A 15,527-nucleotide genomic window follows, 5' to 3' on the forward strand; every position below is an offset into this window, starting at 1 on the left:
GCCCCCTGGACACCGGGCGCGGCGCCTCCCCGGCGCGCCCTGCCGTAGGCGACAGGTCGGACCAATGGGATGATGGCGCGGCCATGACTCCACCGCCCGCCTCCACAGCGCGCGCAGCCGCCGATCTTCGGCTGTTGAGGGCCGCGGTCTTCACCGCGGTCTGCGTCGTGTTGTCCGCGGGCGGGCACATCGCCGCCTCGTGCGCCACCGTCCCGTGGTGGACGCTGGGTGTGGCGGCGGCCGTGGTGTTCGCGATCGCCGCACCCCTGGCCGGGCGGGAGCGCTCGCTGCCGGGGATCGCCGCCGGTCTTGCCGCGGGGCAGCTCGCCTTGCACGCCCTGTTCGCCTGGGGCCAGCTTCCGATGTCCGCCATGGCGCGGGGCGCGGGAAGCGGAGGGAGCGGCTTCGGTGCCGGCGGGCTGTCCGACCGGGCGGCCGAGGCCCTGGCCCGGCATGTGACCTGCGGGCTCGGCAGCGGCCGGGTGGACGGCGCGCAGGCGCGCCGGATTCTCGGCGCGGGTGGCTTCGACACCGCCTCCGCCGCCGGGATGACCCCGCCGGCGGGCGCCGGCCCGGCGGGTGGCACGGCCGGGGGCGCGACCGCCGCCGACCCCGCGCTCACGCATGGTCTGCTGCCGTCGCTGCCCATGCTGCTGGGGCATCTGCTGGCCGCGCTCGCGGTCGGCTGGCTGCTGCGGCGGGGCGAGGCGGCCCTGTGGCGGCTGGTCCGGCTGTCGGCTCCGGCGGCGTACGAGATCACGGTGCAGGCACTGGCCGGCGTGGTGCGCGGGGCACTCGCCCTCGCCCGCGCCCTGCTCACAGGCCTGGAAACGGCGCACGAAGAATCGCTGCGCGCCCCCGTTTCGTACGGGGATGACAAACCCGGCCCGAAGAACGTCGCACTCCACCACAGTGTCATCAGGCGAGGGCCCCCCGCCCCGGCCCTCCTCGCCCTCGCGGCCTGACGACGCGAAGCACGCCCCCACGTGGGGCCCCTCCCATGCCCTTGAGGCATGGGGGAGGGTACGGGCTTATGCGCCGTCGTCCGCGCGCACCACTGCACCGTCACCCGTACCTCTCTCCTTCCTGTGGAGTGCTTTCCGATGCCGAAGAATTCGAAGATGGCGAAGATGCCGCAGCAGCAGTCGGACGCGTCGCCCACGCGCCGGCTCGCACGCCGGCTGCCGCTGGTGGGCGCCGCCGCGGCCGGCAGCGTGCTGCTCCTCGCCGGCCCGGCCGCCGCCCACGTCAGCGTGCAGCCGTCGGGTCCGGCCGCCAAGGGCGGCTACGCAACCGTCAACTTCAAGGTGCCCAATGAGGAGGACGACGCCTCGACGGTGAAGCTCGAGGTGACGCTGCCCACCGACCACCCGCTGGCGTCCGTGATGCCGCAGCCGGTGCCCGGCTGGAAGATCTCGGTCACCAAGGCCAAGCTGCCCAAGCCGATCGAGATGGAGGGCGAGAAGATCACCGAAGCCCCCTCGAAGATCACCTGGACCGCCGACGGCAAGGGCGTGGAGCCCGGCCAGTTCCAGCAGTTCCCGCTCTCCGTCGGCCAGCTGCCCAAGGACACCGACCAGGTCGTCTTCAAGGCGCTCCAGACGTACGACAACAAGGAAGTCGTGCGCTGGATCGAGCCGACGAAGGAGGGCGCCCCGGAGCCGGAGAACCCGGCCCCGGTCCTCAAGCTCGGCGCGCCCGAGGAGGACGGCCACGGCGCCGCCGGAGCGAGCGACAAGAGCGGTGCCACCACCGGCATGAAGGCCACGGCCGCCGCCTCGGACGCGTCCGGCAGTGACACCACGGCCCGCGTCCTGGGCGCCGTCGGCATCGTCGTCGGCGTCATCGGAGTCGGCTTCGGTGTGTTCGCCGGCCGGCGCCGCAGCGCCTGACCACCGGCCGGGCCGGCGCCCGAACCGCGCCGGCCCGCCCACCATTCCCGCACCAACGGGATTCCCAGACACAGGATTTATCTGCAATGCACAGAAGGACTCTGCTCGCGTCCGCCCTGGCGGCGGCCGCGGCTTTCAGCCTGACCGCCTGCAACGGCGAGGACAACAAACCCGCCGCCGAGGTCTCCGGGGGCACCGCGGCCAAGCCGATCGTCACGCTCGACAGCCCCCTGGCGAAGCCGGACCTCGTCCTGACCGACACCAGCGGCAAGAAGTACGACCTGGTGGAGAAGACCAAGGGCCACCCGACGCTGATCTACTTCGGGTACACCAACTGCCCGGACGTCTGTCCGCTGACGATGGCCAACATCGCGGTCGCGGTGAAGCAGCTGCCGCCGGCCGAACGCAAGGATCTGCGGGTCGTCTTCATCACCTCCGACCCGGAGCGTGACACCCCGGCCGCGCTCAAGAAGTGGCTCGGCGGAATCGACAAGGACTTCACCGGTCTGACCGGCAGCTTCGACACCATCCAGGGGGGTGCGCGCGACGTCAACATCGGGATCGAGAAGCCGGTCAAGAAGAAGAACGGCGATGTCGTGTCCACCCATGGTGCGCAGGTGCTGCTGACCTCCCCCAAGGACGACAAGATCCACTGGATGGGCATGCAGGAGGCGACCTCCGACAACTACACCAAGGCACTTCCGAAGATCGTCAAGGGGCAGAACCCGTGAACCGCCGCACCACCCTCGCCGCCGCCCTCACCTTCAGCGCCGCTCTCGTCCTGGCGGGCTGCGGCGGCGCGGACGGCGCACCGCAGCTCAAGGTCGAAGGCCCGTACATGCCCCGGCCGGTCGACCAGAACATGGCCGGCGCGTACTTCACGGTCAAGAACAGCGGTGACACCGCGGACAAGCTCACCTCGGTCACCAGCGACCTGTCCAAGGACATCACGCTCCACAAGACGGCCGGCACCAAGATGGAGCAGGTCAACTCGCTGGCGATACCGGCGGGCGGCGAGCTGCGGCTCAGCCGCGGCGGCAACCACCTGATGTTCATGGGGCTGAAGAAGAAGCCGGCCGAGGGCGACAAGGTGGTCATCGAGCTGCACTTCGCCACCGCCGGTCCGATCAAGGTGACGGTCCCGGTCAAGGCCCTCACCTACGCACCGAAGAAGTAGCCGGGCACCGAAACGGCACACAGGGGACGGAAGACCGCACAGGCCGTACGGACCACCGGCGGATGGCCCCACGGGCCGTACAGGAAACGGGAGTAAGGGGAGCGATCACTATGGTCACCACCGGGCTCGGGCCGCGACGGTCCGCCGTGCTGCGCCTGCTGGTCGTCGCGGTGGCGCTGGCCGGCGCGCTGATCGGCGGGTTCGGCGGCGCCGCCCCGGCCTCGGCGCATGCCGCGCTGACCGGGAGCACCCCCGTACAGGGTTCGGTGGTGGACCACGCCCCCGGGCAGGTGACGCTCACCTTCTCCGAGGGCGTCGCGATGGGCGACAGCTCGATCCGGGTGCTGGATCCGCGGGGCAAACGGGTGGACCGCGGCAAGCTGCTCAACCTGAGCAGCGGCAACGTCGTCAAATACGGCGCGGGGCTGCCACCGGGGCTCGGCAACGGCACCTACACCGTCACCTGGCAGGCGGTCTCCGCCGACAGCCACCCCGTCTCCGGCGCCTTCACCTTCTCGGTCGGCGCGCCCTCCAAGGCCGCCGCCCCGGTGCCGCAGCAGAAGGCCGGCGGCGGTCTGGTCGGCGCGCTCTACGGCGTCGCCCGCTACCTCGCCTACGCCGGGTTCATCCTGCTCGTCGGCGGCGCGGCCTTCGTGGTGGCCTGCCGGCCGGCCGCCGCCCTCGTCCGGTCCGTGCAGCGGCTGGTCGTCCAGGGGTGGGCGCTGCTGGCCGGCACCACCGTGGTGATGCTGCTGCTGCGCACCCCGTACACCGGGTCCGGCGATCTCGCCGATGTCTTCGACCTCGCCGGCCTCCAGCAGGTCCTGGTCACCAAGCCGGGCGCGGCGCTGGTCTCCCGGCTGCTGCTGCTCGCCGCCGCGGCGCTGTTCGTGGCGGTGCTCTTCGGGACGTTCGCGCGGCTGCACGAGCCGGCATCGGAAGAGCCGGCTCCAGGGGAGGGGCCGGCAACGGGTGCGGAGCCGGTGCCGGGCGAGGAGCGGGCTGCCGGGCAAACGGCGGAGGGGGGCGCGCCGGGCGAGACGGACGGCGCGGACTCCGGGAAGGAGGGCACCGGCGCCGCCGGGCCGCAGGCCGTGCAGGCCGCCGACCTCGCCAGGCAGCGCCGGGACCTCACCTTCGGGCTCGCCTTCGGCGGGGTGATCGTCGCCGCGGGGCTCGCCGCTACCTGGGCGCTGGCCGAGCACGCCTCGACCGGTCTGCAGACCGCCGTCGCGATGCCGGTCGATGTGCTGCATCTGCTGGCGGTCGCCGCCTGGCTCGGCGGGCTGGCGGCGCTGGTGGTGTCCCTGTACTGGGGGCCGCCCGTCGAGCGGAGGGCCGTACGCCGCTTCTCGCGGATCGCGTTCGGCTCCGTGCTGGTGCTGGTGGCCACCGGTGTGTACCAGTCCTGGCGGCAGGTCGGCAGCCGGCGTGCGCTGACCGACACCACCTACGGGTGGCTGCTGCTGCTCAAGGTGGGCCTGGTCGTGGTGCTCGTCGGGATCGCCTGGGTGTCGCGGCGGTGGACGGGGCGGCTGACGGAGGTCCGGGTGGCCGGGAAGGACGTGCCCGGGAAGGACGAGGCCGGGAAGGACGTGGCCGGGAAGGACGAGGCCGGGAAGGACGAGGAGGCGGAAGAGGACCGGGCGGCGGAGAAGGCGGCCGTCGGCGCCGTGGCCGCCCCCGACGCCGCAACCGCATCGGCTTCTCCTACCGCTTCTGCTCCCACCGCTTCTGCTCCTCCTTCTTCGGACCGGGCCCCGGACGGGGCGCCGGACGGGCCCCCGGACAGGACACCGGACCGGACGCCGGACGAATCCCCCGACCCCGCCCGCGCCGCCCAACTCGCCCGTCAGCAGGCCGCGTTGCGTACCGCCCGTACCAAGCGGCAGCGCGATGCCGATCCGGAGCGGCTGGCGCTGCGCCGGTCGGTGCTGGCCGAGGCGTCGGTCGCCGTCGTCCTGCTGGTGGTGACCACGGTGCTGACCGCCACCGAACCGGCCCGCACCGAGGAGGCGGTCAAGGCCCGCTCGGGCGGGCAGTCCCTCGCGAGCAGCGGGCCCCAGGTGCTGAAGATCCCGTTCGACACCGGCGGTCCGGGCGGCAAGGGCACCGCCCGCCTCGACCTCGATCCGGGGCGCAGCGGCAGCGCCAACGCCCTGCGGCTGCGGATCACGGACCCGTCGGGCAAAGCGGTCGACGTCCCCGAGGTGAAGGTCTCCTTCACCCAGAAGGCCAAGAAGATCGGGCCGCTGCCGATCGCCCCGAAGCACCTCGGCAAGGGACAGTGGCGGGCGGACGGGGTCCAGCTGCCGGTCCCGGGGCAGTGGCAGCTCTCGCTGCTCGTACGGACCTCCGACATCGACCAGGTGACCGAGATCAAGAACGTGAAGATCGGCTGATGAGCAAGCAGACGTCCGGCAAGAAGGCACCCGGCAAGGCGGCGCCCGCGAAGAAGGCGCCCGGCAAGGCGGCGTCCGGGAAGAAGGCCCCGGGAGCCCGGTCCGCGGGCGCGCCCGGGGCCGCCGGGGCGGGCAGTGCGGCGGGCGTGCCCGCACCGGCCGCCGCCCCGGCGCCCGAAACCGACCGCTCTCCCTCGTCCGCCCCCTCTCCCGAGCTCTCCCGTCGCCGGCTGCTCGGCACCGTCGGCGCGGCGGGCGCGGCCGGGCTGGTCGTCGGCGGGGCCGGCGGCGCCCTCGGGGTCGGCGCCGCGCGGTCCGGCCCGCAGGACGGCGCCGCCGAGGCCGTGACCAGCATCGGATCGACCCAGGTGCCGTTCCGGCCGGCCCGCGCCGGGCACCAGGCGGGGATCACCACCCCGCTGCAGGCCACGGGGCATCTGGTCGCCTTCGACCTGGCACCGGACGCGGACCGCAAGGCCGCCGCCGCGCTGCTGCGCCGCTGGTCGCGGACGGCCGAGGAGCTGATGGCCGGGCGGACCCCGGACGCCGACACGGGGGTCGCGCTCGACGCGGGCCCGTCCTCGCTGACCGTCACCTTCGGCTTCGGCCACAGCTTCTTCGGCCGTACGGGCCTGACGAAGCGGCGCCCCGTACAGCTCGATCCGCTGCCCGACTTCTCGGCCGATGCGCTGGACCCCGGGCGCAGCAACGGAGATCTGTGGATACAGATCGGCGCCGATGACGCGCTGGTCGCCTTCCACGCGCTGCGCGCACTGCAGAAGGACGCGGCCGGAGCCGCGCGGCTGCGCTGGCAGATGAACGGCTTCAACCGCACCCCGGGCGCGACCGCGCGCCCGATGACCGCACGCAACCTGATGGGCCAGATCGACGGGACCAACAACCCCAAACCGTCGGACAAGGACTTCGACGAGCGGATCTTCGTGGGGCGGGACGCCGACCAGGCCTGGATGCACGGCGGCTCGTACGCCGTCGTGCGCCGGATCCGGATGCTGCTGGACGACTGGGAGAAGCGTTCCCGGCACGAACAGGAGCGGGTCATCGGGCGCCGCAAGGACAACGGGGCGCCGCTGACCGGCGGCTCGGAGACCACCCCGATGCGGCTGGAGGCGAACGGCCCCGACGGGCAGCCGGTCATCCCGGCCAATGCGCACGCGCGGATCGCGGCGCCGGAGTCCAACCAGGGCGCGGCGATGCTGCGCCGCCCGTTCTCCTTCCACGACGGGTTCCGGGAGGACGGGGCTCCGGACGCGGGGCTGCTCTTCGTCTGCTGGCAGGCCGATCCACTGCGCGCCTTCACCCAGGTCCAGCGGAAGCTGGACCGCGGGGACGCGCTGTCGCGGTTCCTGCGGCACGAGGCGAGCGGGCTGTACGCGGTGCCCCCGGCGGCCGGACCGGGCGACTACGTGGGCCGGCCGCTGCTGGAGGGCTGAGGGAGCCGGCCGCTGCCGGCGGGCCGGGGCTCCGGCCCCGGGCGGGCAGCCCCCGGGCCCGGCCCTCCGGAGAAGTCCCGCCCGGTTCCGCGGGGCTGGGTATCGTGGCAGGACAGGGAGAAGATCGGCGGGGTGCCCCCGCAGTCACGCGAGGGAGTCCTTATCCATGTCGGCCAGCCGCTATACCTATCTCGGCCCCGAGGGCACGTTCACGGAGGCCGCGCTGCGCACGCTTCCCGAGGCGGCGACCCGCGAGCTGGTGCCGATGGTGTCGGTGCCGGCCGCCCTGGACGCGGTGCGCGACGGTGAGGCCGCCGCGGCGCTGGTGCCGATCGAGAACTCCGTCGAGGGCGGGGTGACCACCACCCTCGACGAACTGGCCGCCGGCCGACCGCTGATGATCTACCGCGAGGTGCTGCTGCCGATCGCCTTCGCGCTGCTGGCCCGCCCCGGTACTGCGCTCAGCGATGTGAAGACGGTGACCGGGCACCCGGTCGCCCAGCCGCAGGTGCGCAAATGGCTGGCAGCCCAACTCCCGGAGGCCGTATGGGAGTCGGCGGCCTCGAATGCCGACGGCGCGCGGCTGGTGCAGGAGGGCCGCTACGACGGTGCCTTCGCGGGCGAGTTCGCGGCGGCGACCTACGGCCTGGAGCCGCTGGTCACCGACATCCATGACGCGCAGAACGCGGCCACCCGCTTCGTGCTGGTGGGCCGCCCGGCCCGGCCCGCTGCGCCGACCGGCAGCGACAAGACCTCGGTCGTGCTGTGGCTGGCCGAGGACCACCCCGGTGCGCTGCTGGAACTGCTGCAGGAGTACGCGGTGCGCGGAGTGAGCATGATGCGGATCGAGTCCCGGCCGACCGGTGAGGGCATCGGCCGCTACTGCTTCTCCGTGGACTGCGAGGGGCATGTCACCGACCGCCGGGTCAGCGAGGTGCTGATGGGCCTCAAGCGGGTCTGCCGCGAGGTGCGGTTCCTCGGCTCCTATCCGCGGGCGGACGAGGCGCCGCCGAGCGTGCGGCGGCAGATGACGGACGCGGCGTTCACCGAGGCGTCGGACTGGCTGGCGCGCTGCATGGACGGGCGGGGCTGAGCCGGGGGCGGGGGGCTCCGCGGCCCGGCCCGCGGGCCCTGCGGACCACCTCGACCTGCAGCTTTGGAAGGGCTGCGGGTTATCCACAAAGTTATCCACAGGCTCGGTTCTCGACCTGTGGGTAAGTCGACATGAGAGTCGGACAGAGTCGACATATCGCCCTACTGACCACACACCACTCCACAGCACCGCACGTCGGACGCCGTCAGCACAATTCACGTGATCAATCCTTTAGGGCGAGGTAATCCCACACGAAAGAGTGCGTGAACGGGGTTTGGGCAAGGAATCCATAGCCGAGCATTTCGGGGGCGGAATGATCCGCTCCGGCTTCCACAGATCTCACACACAGCCTGTGGATAACGATCCCGAAACCGTTGCCCCCTGTGGACAACCGAAGATTTCCAGGGGATAACCAGGGGGGAATCGGGGCTCGCGCCCCGCTCCGGCACCCTCTCAACTCCCGTTGTCCACACCATGGATCACCCGGCACCCGGACCGCGAATGCCCCATCACGGACAGTGCGAAGATCTCGTGACGGACGCCGCGAAGGCCGCCGACGGGTCCCGCAAAGACCCCCGCCGAGCCCACCGAGGACCCTCTTCCCGGCCCTCCGCGGCACGGAATGCACGCGCATTTCCCACCCGTTTTCCCTCCCTCGACCCCAGAGGAATAAATTGCCCAAAACGGGCAAAATGACATGCCGGTGAATATCGCGTCGAGGGGCGGAGCGAGGCCCGGTAGCCTGGTGGGGTGATTGACCTTCGCCTGCTCCGTGAGGACCCCGACCGTGTGCGCGCGTCCCAGCGCGCCCGTGGAGAGGACGTCGCACTCGTCGACGCGCTTCTCTCCGCCGACGAGCGGCGCAGGTCGTCCAGCGTCCGCTTCGATGAGCTGCGTGCCGAGCAGAAAGCGCTCGGCAAGCTCATCCCCAAGGCCTCCGGCGACGAGAAGGCCGTGCTGCTGAAGAAGGCCGGTGAGCTGTCCGCCGCCGTCAAGGCCGCCGACGCCGCACAGGACGAGGCCAAGGAGGAGACGCAGGCGCTGCTGCAGAAGCTCGGCAACCTCGTCCACCCCGACGTCCCCGTCGGCGGCGAGGAGGACTTCACCGTCCTGGAGACGCACGGCACGATCCGCGACTTCGCGGCGGAGGGCTTCGAGCCCAAGGACCACCTGGAGATCGGCGAGCTGCTCGGCGCGATCGACGTCGAGCGCGGCGCCAAGGTGTCCGGCTCCCGCTTCTACTACCTCACGGGCATCGGCGCGCTGCTGGAGCTCGCCCTGGTCAACGCCGCCATCGCGCAGGCCACCGCGGCCGGTTTCACGCCGATGCTGACCCCCGCCCTGGTGCGCCCGCGCGCCATGGAGGGCACGGGCTTCCTCGGCCAGGCCGCGGAGAACGTCTACCACCTGGAGAAGGACGACTACTACCTGGTCGGCACCTCCGAGGTCCCGCTCGCCGCGTACCACATGGACGAGATCGTCGACGCGGCCAAGCTGCCGCTGCGCTACGCCGGTTTCTCGCCGTGCTTCCGCCGCGAGGCCGGCACCTACGGCAAGGACACCCGCGGCATCTTCCGGGTCCACCAGTTCGACAAGGTGGAGATGTTCTCCTACGTCGCGCCGGACGACGCCCAGGCCGAGCACCAGCGGCTGCTGGACTGGGAGAAGCAGTGGCTGACCGGTCTGGAGCTGCCGTTCCAGGTCATCGACGTCGCCACCGGTGACCTCGGCGCCTCGGCCTCCCGCAAGTTCGACTGCGAGGCCTGGATCCCCACCCAGGGCAAGTACCGCGAGCTGACCTCGGCCTCCAACTGCGACGAGTTCCAGGCGCGGCGGCTCTCGGTCCGGATGCGCGAGACCGTCGACGGCAAGCAGAAGGTCTCGCCGCTGGCGACCCTCAACGGCACGCTCTGCGCCGTACCGCGCACGATCGTGGCGATCTTCGAGAACCACCAGCAGGCGGACGGCTCCGTGCGCGTCCCCGAGGTGCTCCGCCCCTACCTGGGCGGCCGGGAGATCCTGGAGCCCGTCGCCAAGTGAGCTCATCCGCTCCGCTGCCGTACAAGCTCATCGCGACGGATCTCGACGGGACGCTGCTGCGCCACGACGAGACCGTCTCCGAGCGCACCCGCCAGGTGCTCGCCGCGGCCACCGCGGCGGGCGCGGCGCATATCGTCGTCACCGGCCGCGCCGTGCCCTGGACCCGGCACATCCTCGACGCCCTGGACTACAAGGGCCTCGCGGTGTGCGGACAGGGCGGGCAGGTCTACCACGCCGGTGAGCACCGCCTGCTGACCTCGGTGACGCTCGACCGCCAGCTGGCCGGTCTCGCGCTGGCCAAGATCGAGGCGGAGGTCGGCCCGCTGTATCTGGCGGCGAGCCGGGACGGTCTGGAGGGCGAGGTGCTGGTCGGCCCCGGCTACCGCGTCCACGAGGGCTCGCTGCCCCACGTCATGCTGGACGATCCCGGCGAGCTGTGGGTGGCACCGCTCAACAAGGTCTACATCCAGCATCCCGACCTGGACGACGATGCGCTGGCGCTGGCCGCGCGGCAGGTCGCCGGGGATCTGGTGGGCGTGACGGTGGCCGGTGAGGGCATCGTCGAACTGCTGCCGCTGGGTCTGACGAAGGCCACCGGACTGTCGCTGGCCGCCCGCCGGCTGGGCGTCACCGCCAAGGAGACGCTGGCCTTCGGGGACATGCCCAACGACATCCCGATGTTCGCCTGGTCCGCACACGGAGTGGCCATGGCCAACGCCCACGACGAGCTGAAGGCCGTCGCGCACGAACTCACCGCCTCCAACGAGGAGGACGGGGTCGCGGTGGTGCTGGAGCGGCTTTACCTCTCCTGACGGTCTTCCGGCTCCGGGTCCGGCTCCGGGTCCGGGGGCGGGGCATGACGCGGTGGCGGCTTCCCGGCGGCGGGTTCCGCCGCGTCCTGCTCCGGCCGTGTGCCGGCTGCCGACGGGGTCAGCGGCCAGGCCGTAAAGCCCATGGTCAGCGCGATGGCATGGCCGAAGTCGGTGAAGGAGGCCCCGGTCGTCAGCGGGATGCCGAAGAAGACCAGCACCACGGCGAGATAGCCGTAGCGCCAGGGCGGCAGCAGCCGGTAGGTCAGCACACCGGCGGCCGCGGCCAGCCCGTACGAGACCCCGATGTCCACGACATGGGTCATCGAACGCGGCAGCCGGTGGCCCTCGATGGCCAGCAGGACGAGCTCCTGGCTGGCGAGGGTGGCGGTAATGTGCGCACCGCCGACGGTCAGCAGCCAGCGCATGCTGCCCATCCAGCGCTCCACGTTGGCGTGCAGCAGCTCGAACATCACCACGTAGAGCAGGAAGGACGACGGGCGTTCGATCCAGAAGCCGCTGATGAGCAGCGACGGCAGCGGATGTTCGTTCAGCTCGTGGATGTTGCTGCTGGTGCGGTGGATGAGGAACTGTCCCAGCCCCTCGGACGCGGAGGCGATGACCAGGCTGGTGATGCCGATGACCAACAGCCAGATATGGGTGCAGGGGCTGCTGCGCACCCAGTCCTTCACCCAGGTCAGGGGGTTGCCGGGGCACGGCCGGCGGCCGCCGCGCGGCGGCTCCAGCAGCGGTCTCACCGTCGGCGTCCGGCGGCGGGAGAGGGGGCGAACAGCGGGCCCGGCCCCTTGATGTGCCGGATGCGGGGCGCGCTCTCCATCGCCCGTACGCCGGGCAGCGCCGCGACCCGGGTCGTCAGATAGGTGTAGAGCGCTTCGGTGCCCTGGCACAGCACGGACGCGAAGAGGTTGTTCGGTCCGGTGGTGGCGCAGGCGAAGGCGACCTCCGGGTGTGCCGCCAACACCTCGCCGGCGGCGGCGAGTTCGGCGGGCGCGACGGACAGCCAGAGGGCGACCATCACGCCGTACCCGAACTGCCGCAGGTCGTAGTCGACGTCGTAGTACAGGACACCGTCCGCACGCAGCTCCGCCAGCCGGCGGCGGACGGTGCTGGGCGACCAGCCGGTGACGGTGGCGAGCTCGCCGAGCGGCGTCCGGCCGTCACGGGCGAGCGCGTCGAAGAGGTGGCGGTCGGCGTCGGTGAGGGTCAGAGGGGCGGCGGCGGGCGGGATCGCTGGGTTGGGTGAGTTCGATGGGCCGGGTGGGTTCGGCGGACTGGGTGGGTCCGGTGGACTGGGCGGGTGCGGTGGGCTGGGTGAGTCCGGTGGGTTCGAAGGGTTCGGCAGGCCGGGTGGGCCAGGTGGGCCGGGGCTCAGCTCGGCGATCTGGGCGTCGGTGAGCGCCCCGGACTTGCTGATCAGGCCCTGCGGACCGCCGAAGAACTCATGCAGCAGGCAGTGCGCGGTGACGCCGACGACGCTCGGGGTGCGCGGCAGCTTCTGCAGCAGCAGTGCATCGCTGTGGTCGCTGCTCGGGGCGCGGCAGACGGCGGCGATCTCGGTGCCGCCGGACAGCAGACTCACCCAGGACGTGTCCGTGCGGCGGGCCAGCGCCTCGGCCACGGAAACGGCGGCGTCCGGCGCGCACTGGACCCGCACCATCCATGTGACGTCGCCCAGCGCCTGCGCATCGGCGAGCCCCAGCACCTTGAGCGCGCCGCTGGCGCGGTGCCGGGTGTAGCGGCGGGCGACGGTCTGGTCGGAGACGCCGAGCACCGCCGCGATCCGGCTGAACGGCGCCCGGCCGTCCAGCTGCAGCGCATGCACGAGCCGGCGGTCGAGGGCGTCGAAGCCGGCGGGGGCGCTGGGGCCGCCGGGGCTGCCGGGGCCGCTGGAGGGCCGGCCGGTGGTTCTTCCCCGGAACGTTCCGTCCCCGCCGGCCTTGCCTCCGGCCTTCCCACCGCCGGATCTCCCACCGCCGGATTTCCCGTCGATTTTCACCATTCGAGGCTAGCGCGCGTCGGATTGCGCCGCCGGGAGCGCCGTGGCTGGCAGAACAGGTGGCGCGGACCGCACGGTGGCGTCGGCAATACGGGGCAACGCCCGCCGTATGGCGACGCGACCGCCCAGACAGCAAGCCAGCAAGACGGCAAGACGGCAAGACGGCAAGACCGTAACGGACGGCTACACGAGTGGAGGAAAGAAAGGCATGGGGAACGCACCCGAGAGGGGGACCGCGGCCGGCGGACGGGCGGCGGGCGCGGGCGGGCAGCCGGGCGCGAGACCGGCGGAAGGCGCGGCGGGGAGGCGGGCCGGGAAGTGGTGGCCGCTGGTCGCCATCACCCTCGGCAACTTCCTGCTGCTGGTCGATGTGACGATCGTGAACACCGCGCTGCCCCGGATAGCCGACGGCCTGGGCGCCTCCTTCACCTCGCTCCAGTGGGTGCTGGACATCTACGCGCTGGCGCTGGCCGCGCTGCTGATGGTGGCGGGCTCGGCCGCTGACCTCTTCGGACGGCGTCGGCTGTACCTGGCCGGGCTGGCCCTGTTCGCGCTCGCCTCGCTGGCCTGCGGTCTGGCCCCGGACGCGGGCGTCCTGGTCGCGGCCCGCGCCGTCCAGGGCGTGGGCGCGGCGGCGATGTTCGCCACCAACACACCGCTGCTGATGGCCGCCTATCAAGGCCGCGACCGTGGGGTGGCGTTCGGCGTCTGGGGCGGCACCAGCGGCGCCGCGGCCGCGATCGGCCCCGTACTGGGCGGGCTGCTCACCGAGTACGTGGACTGGCGGGCGATCTTCCTGGTCAATCTGCCGCTGGTCGCCGTCGCGGTGTGGATCACCCTGTGCCGGATCGGGGAGTCGTACGGCGACCTCCCCCGGCCCCGTACGAACGCGGCCCCGGGGAGCCCGCTCGCCCGTATCGACTGGCCGGGTGCCGCGTCCTTCACGGGGTGCGCGGGCGCGCTGACGTACGGGCTGATCCGCGGCGGCGAGGAGGGCTGGACGGAGGACGGGACGCTCGCCTCGTTCGGCGGGGCGGTGCTCGCGCTGCTGGTGTTCCTCGTCGTCGAGCGGCGGGTGCGCCGGCCGCTGCTCGACCTGCGGCTGCTGCGCCGCCCGTCGTTCGCCGCGCTGATGACGGCGGCGTTGCTGCTGCAGGCCGCGGCGTTCCCGTATCTGTCGTTCGTGGGGCTGTGGGTGCAGAACGTCGTGGGCCTGAGCCCGGTGCAAGCAGGGCTCGCGGTGACGCCGATGGCGCTGATGTCCCTGCTGGCCGGCTCGCTGGGCGGCCGGCGGCTGCAGCGGATGGCGCCCCAACTCCCGGTCGGGCTCGGGATGTTGCTCGTAGGAACCGGGGTGCTGGTGTCCTGCGCGCTGCTGAACGACGACTCCGGCTGGGCGGTGCTGGTCCCCGGGCTCGCGGTGAGCGGACTCGGCATCGGGATGGCGATGCCGGTCCTGGTCTCCGCGGCGCTCGGCGCGGCACCCCCGCAGCGGGCGGGCATGGCGAGCGGCGCCGTGAACACCTTCCGCCAGCTGGGCTACGCCCTGGGCATCGCGGTCCTCGGCACCGTCTTCACCACCGCGCTGCGCGACGCCGCACGGCCCGGCACCTCCCGCACGGCGCTCGGGTCCGCGTACATCTCCGGGCTGACGGACATCATGCTGATCTCCGGGATGGCGGCCCTGGCGGGCGGGCTGCTGGTCCTTGCGGTGGTACGGCGCGAGGGGAGCGGCGGCGGTCCGGCCGGCCCGCATACGGGGGACGCCGCGGCGGCTCCGGCGCGGGAGGGGGAGCGAGCGGCGGCGTAGCCACCGGGGGGACACGACCCCGCCCAGGTCGGCACCCGGGTCGGCACCCGGGCCGGCACGCGAGGAGGCACCCGGGTCGGCGCACCTGGAGGCAGGCGGGCCGGCACCCGGCCGTACCGGGCGACATCTCCGATGCCGAACACGGTGCCTTCCAGCGGAGCGCTTTCCACCGTGTCAAGGTCAAGCGCGGCAGGCCAGGGGGTGGGGGGACAGGTCGGCGAGCGAGAGGTGAGGGACAGACCAACGGACGGAGGTGGGGGGACAGATCGGCGGACAGGGCAGGCGCACGCACCAGGGACCGTCCCGGCGACACGCCGCGCCCTGGTGTCACCACCGATGCACAATCGGTCACCGGACAGCAGCATCGCGTCAAGTAGCGTCCACAACCCGTCAATGACGCGTCAGTGGCCGGCGGAGTGCCCGGTTCCCCGGGAATAGCGTCAGGGCCGAGCCCCGGCATGCGCGTCTCCCACCGGTCCGGGGCCGAGGTCCCTCGAGGAGCAACGCCGTGTCCCACCTTCTGTACGCGGAAGATCCCGAGCCTGCCGAACGTGTCCCGGCCGGGCTTCTCTTCGTCCCTGTCCGGTCGGGCCCAGCGGGCTGCACCGCCTGCCTGTTCCGTACTCCGCTCGGCGGCCGTACCGCCGTCGGCTTCACCTCGCCCCAGCGGCTCGCCGCGGCCCTCGGCAGCGATCAGCCCTGGGTCAGGCTCTCCGAGTCCGCGCTGCGTGCGCTGGCCGAACCCGTCGGAGCGACGGCCCTGACCGTCGATCCGCGGTTCGCCCCCGGCATTCCCCGTGGTCAGCACCTACGGGCCGGCTGAGGGAGAGCCACTG

13 protein-coding genes are annotated in these 15,527 nt (G+C 72.5%); 11 read left to right on the forward strand and 2 right to left on the reverse strand.

The window, feature by feature from the left end:
* The first annotated feature begins 83 nt into the window (after nt 1-83).
* From ABZ851_RS01805 to ABZ851_RS01845, 9 genes are all read left to right on the forward strand, one after another.
* Nucleotides 84-965 (forward strand): hypothetical protein, encoded by an 882-nt coding sequence (locus tag ABZ851_RS01805; protein ID WP_361120691.1) that lies wholly within the window; start codon nt 84-86, stop codon nt 963-965.
* Between the two features lie 138 nt (nt 966-1,103).
* Nucleotides 1,104-1,892 (forward strand): YcnI family protein, encoded by a 789-nt coding sequence (locus tag ABZ851_RS01810; RefSeq protein ID WP_361120694.1) that lies wholly within the window; start codon nt 1,104-1,106, stop codon nt 1,890-1,892.
* Between the two features lie 86 nt (nt 1,893-1,978).
* Entirely contained in the window at nt 1,979-2,623 is a 645-nt protein-coding gene (locus ABZ851_RS01815; protein ID WP_336047616.1) for an SCO family protein, read from the forward strand.
* Complete coding sequence (locus tag ABZ851_RS01820) at nt 2,620-3,069, forward strand: copper chaperone PCu(A)C (protein WP_361120698.1); 450 nt, start codon at nt 2,620-2,622, stop codon at nt 3,067-3,069. Before ABZ851_RS01815 ends, ABZ851_RS01820 begins: the two co-directional genes overlap by 4 nt.
* Before the next feature lie 110 nt (nt 3,070-3,179).
* Nucleotides 3,180-5,471 (forward strand): copper resistance protein CopC, encoded by a 2,292-nt coding sequence (locus tag ABZ851_RS01825; RefSeq protein WP_361120701.1) that lies wholly within the window; start codon nt 3,180-3,182, stop codon nt 5,469-5,471.
* Nucleotides 5,471-6,922: an iron uptake transporter deferrochelatase/peroxidase subunit gene (gene efeB / locus ABZ851_RS01830; RefSeq protein WP_361120704.1), complete on the forward strand. Its 1,452-nt coding sequence runs from the start codon at nt 5,471-5,473 to the stop codon at nt 6,920-6,922. The genes ABZ851_RS01825 and efeB overlap by 1 nt, the downstream gene beginning before the upstream one ends.
* A gap of 166 nt (nt 6,923-7,088) precedes the next feature.
* The gene (gene pheA, locus ABZ851_RS01835; RefSeq protein WP_361120707.1) at nt 7,089-8,015 is read left to right on the forward strand and encodes a prephenate dehydratase; all 927 of its coding nucleotides are present in this window, start codon (nt 7,089-7,091) and stop codon (nt 8,013-8,015) included.
* A 750-nt stretch (nt 8,016-8,765) separates the two neighbouring features.
* Nucleotides 8,766-10,055, forward strand: coding sequence for a serine--tRNA ligase (serS, locus tag ABZ851_RS01840; RefSeq protein ID WP_088798912.1), 1,290 nt, complete (start codon nt 8,766-8,768; stop codon nt 10,053-10,055).
* Nucleotides 10,052-10,867 carry an HAD family hydrolase gene (locus ABZ851_RS01845; RefSeq protein WP_336047610.1) on the forward strand — a complete coding sequence of 272 codons (816 nt, stop codon included), beginning with the start codon at nt 10,052-10,054 and terminating at the stop codon, nt 10,865-10,867. The genes serS and ABZ851_RS01845 overlap by 4 nt, the downstream gene beginning before the upstream one ends.
* On the opposite strand, the gene ABZ851_RS01850 is transcribed toward ABZ851_RS01845, so the two are convergent.
* A complete protein-coding gene (locus ABZ851_RS01850; protein WP_361121765.1) occupies nt 10,855-11,613 on the reverse strand; it encodes a rhomboid-like protein in 759 nt (252 codons plus the stop codon). The genes ABZ851_RS01845 and ABZ851_RS01850 overlap by 13 nt on opposite strands.
* A gap of 5 nt (nt 11,614-11,618) precedes the next feature.
* Nucleotides 11,619-12,881: an Lrp/AsnC family transcriptional regulator gene (locus ABZ851_RS01855; RefSeq protein ID WP_361120712.1), complete on the reverse strand. Its 1,263-nt coding sequence runs from the start codon at nt 12,879-12,881 to the stop codon at nt 11,619-11,621.
* A gap of 208 nt (nt 12,882-13,089) precedes the next feature.
* On the opposite strand from ABZ851_RS01855, the gene ABZ851_RS01860 reads away from it, so the two are divergent.
* Together ABZ851_RS01860 and ABZ851_RS01865 are read left to right on the forward strand one after the other, a co-directional pair.
* A complete protein-coding gene (locus tag ABZ851_RS01860; RefSeq protein ID WP_361120715.1) occupies nt 13,090-14,691 on the forward strand; it encodes an MFS transporter in 1,602 nt (533 codons plus the stop codon).
* Between the two features lie 508 nt (nt 14,692-15,199).
* Complete coding sequence (locus tag ABZ851_RS01865; protein WP_361120718.1) at nt 15,200-15,514, forward strand: SAV_915 family protein; 315 nt, start codon at nt 15,200-15,202, stop codon at nt 15,512-15,514.
* Nucleotides 15,515-15,527: the final 13 nt, after the last annotated feature.

Source organism: Streptomyces sp. NPDC047049 (assembly GCF_040643995.1).
Taxonomy (GTDB): domain Bacteria; phylum Actinomycetota; class Actinomycetes; order Streptomycetales; family Streptomycetaceae; genus Streptomyces; species Streptomyces mooreae.

Bases quoted from the DNA above. Each gene is read 5' to 3' on its own strand.
- ABZ851_RS01805 (WP_361120691.1), top strand. From the start codon at position 84: ATGACTCCACCGCCCGCCTCCACAGCGCGCGCAGCCGCCGATCTTCGG.
- ABZ851_RS01810 (WP_361120694.1), top strand. From the start codon at position 1,104: ATGCCGAAGAATTCGAAGATGGCGAAGATGCCGCAGCAGCAGTCGGAC.
- ABZ851_RS01815 (WP_336047616.1), top strand. From the start codon at position 1,979: ATGCACAGAAGGACTCTGCTCGCGTCCGCCCTGGCGGCGGCCGCGGCT.
- ABZ851_RS01825 (WP_361120701.1), top strand. From the start codon at position 3,180: ATGGTCACCACCGGGCTCGGGCCGCGACGGTCCGCCGTGCTGCGCCTG.
- efeB (WP_361120704.1), top strand. From the start codon at position 5,471: ATGAGCAAGCAGACGTCCGGCAAGAAGGCACCCGGCAAGGCGGCGCCC.
- pheA (WP_361120707.1), top strand. From the start codon at position 7,089: ATGTCGGCCAGCCGCTATACCTATCTCGGCCCCGAGGGCACGTTCACG.
- ABZ851_RS01860 (WP_361120715.1), top strand. From the start codon at position 13,090: ATGGGGAACGCACCCGAGAGGGGGACCGCGGCCGGCGGACGGGCGGCG.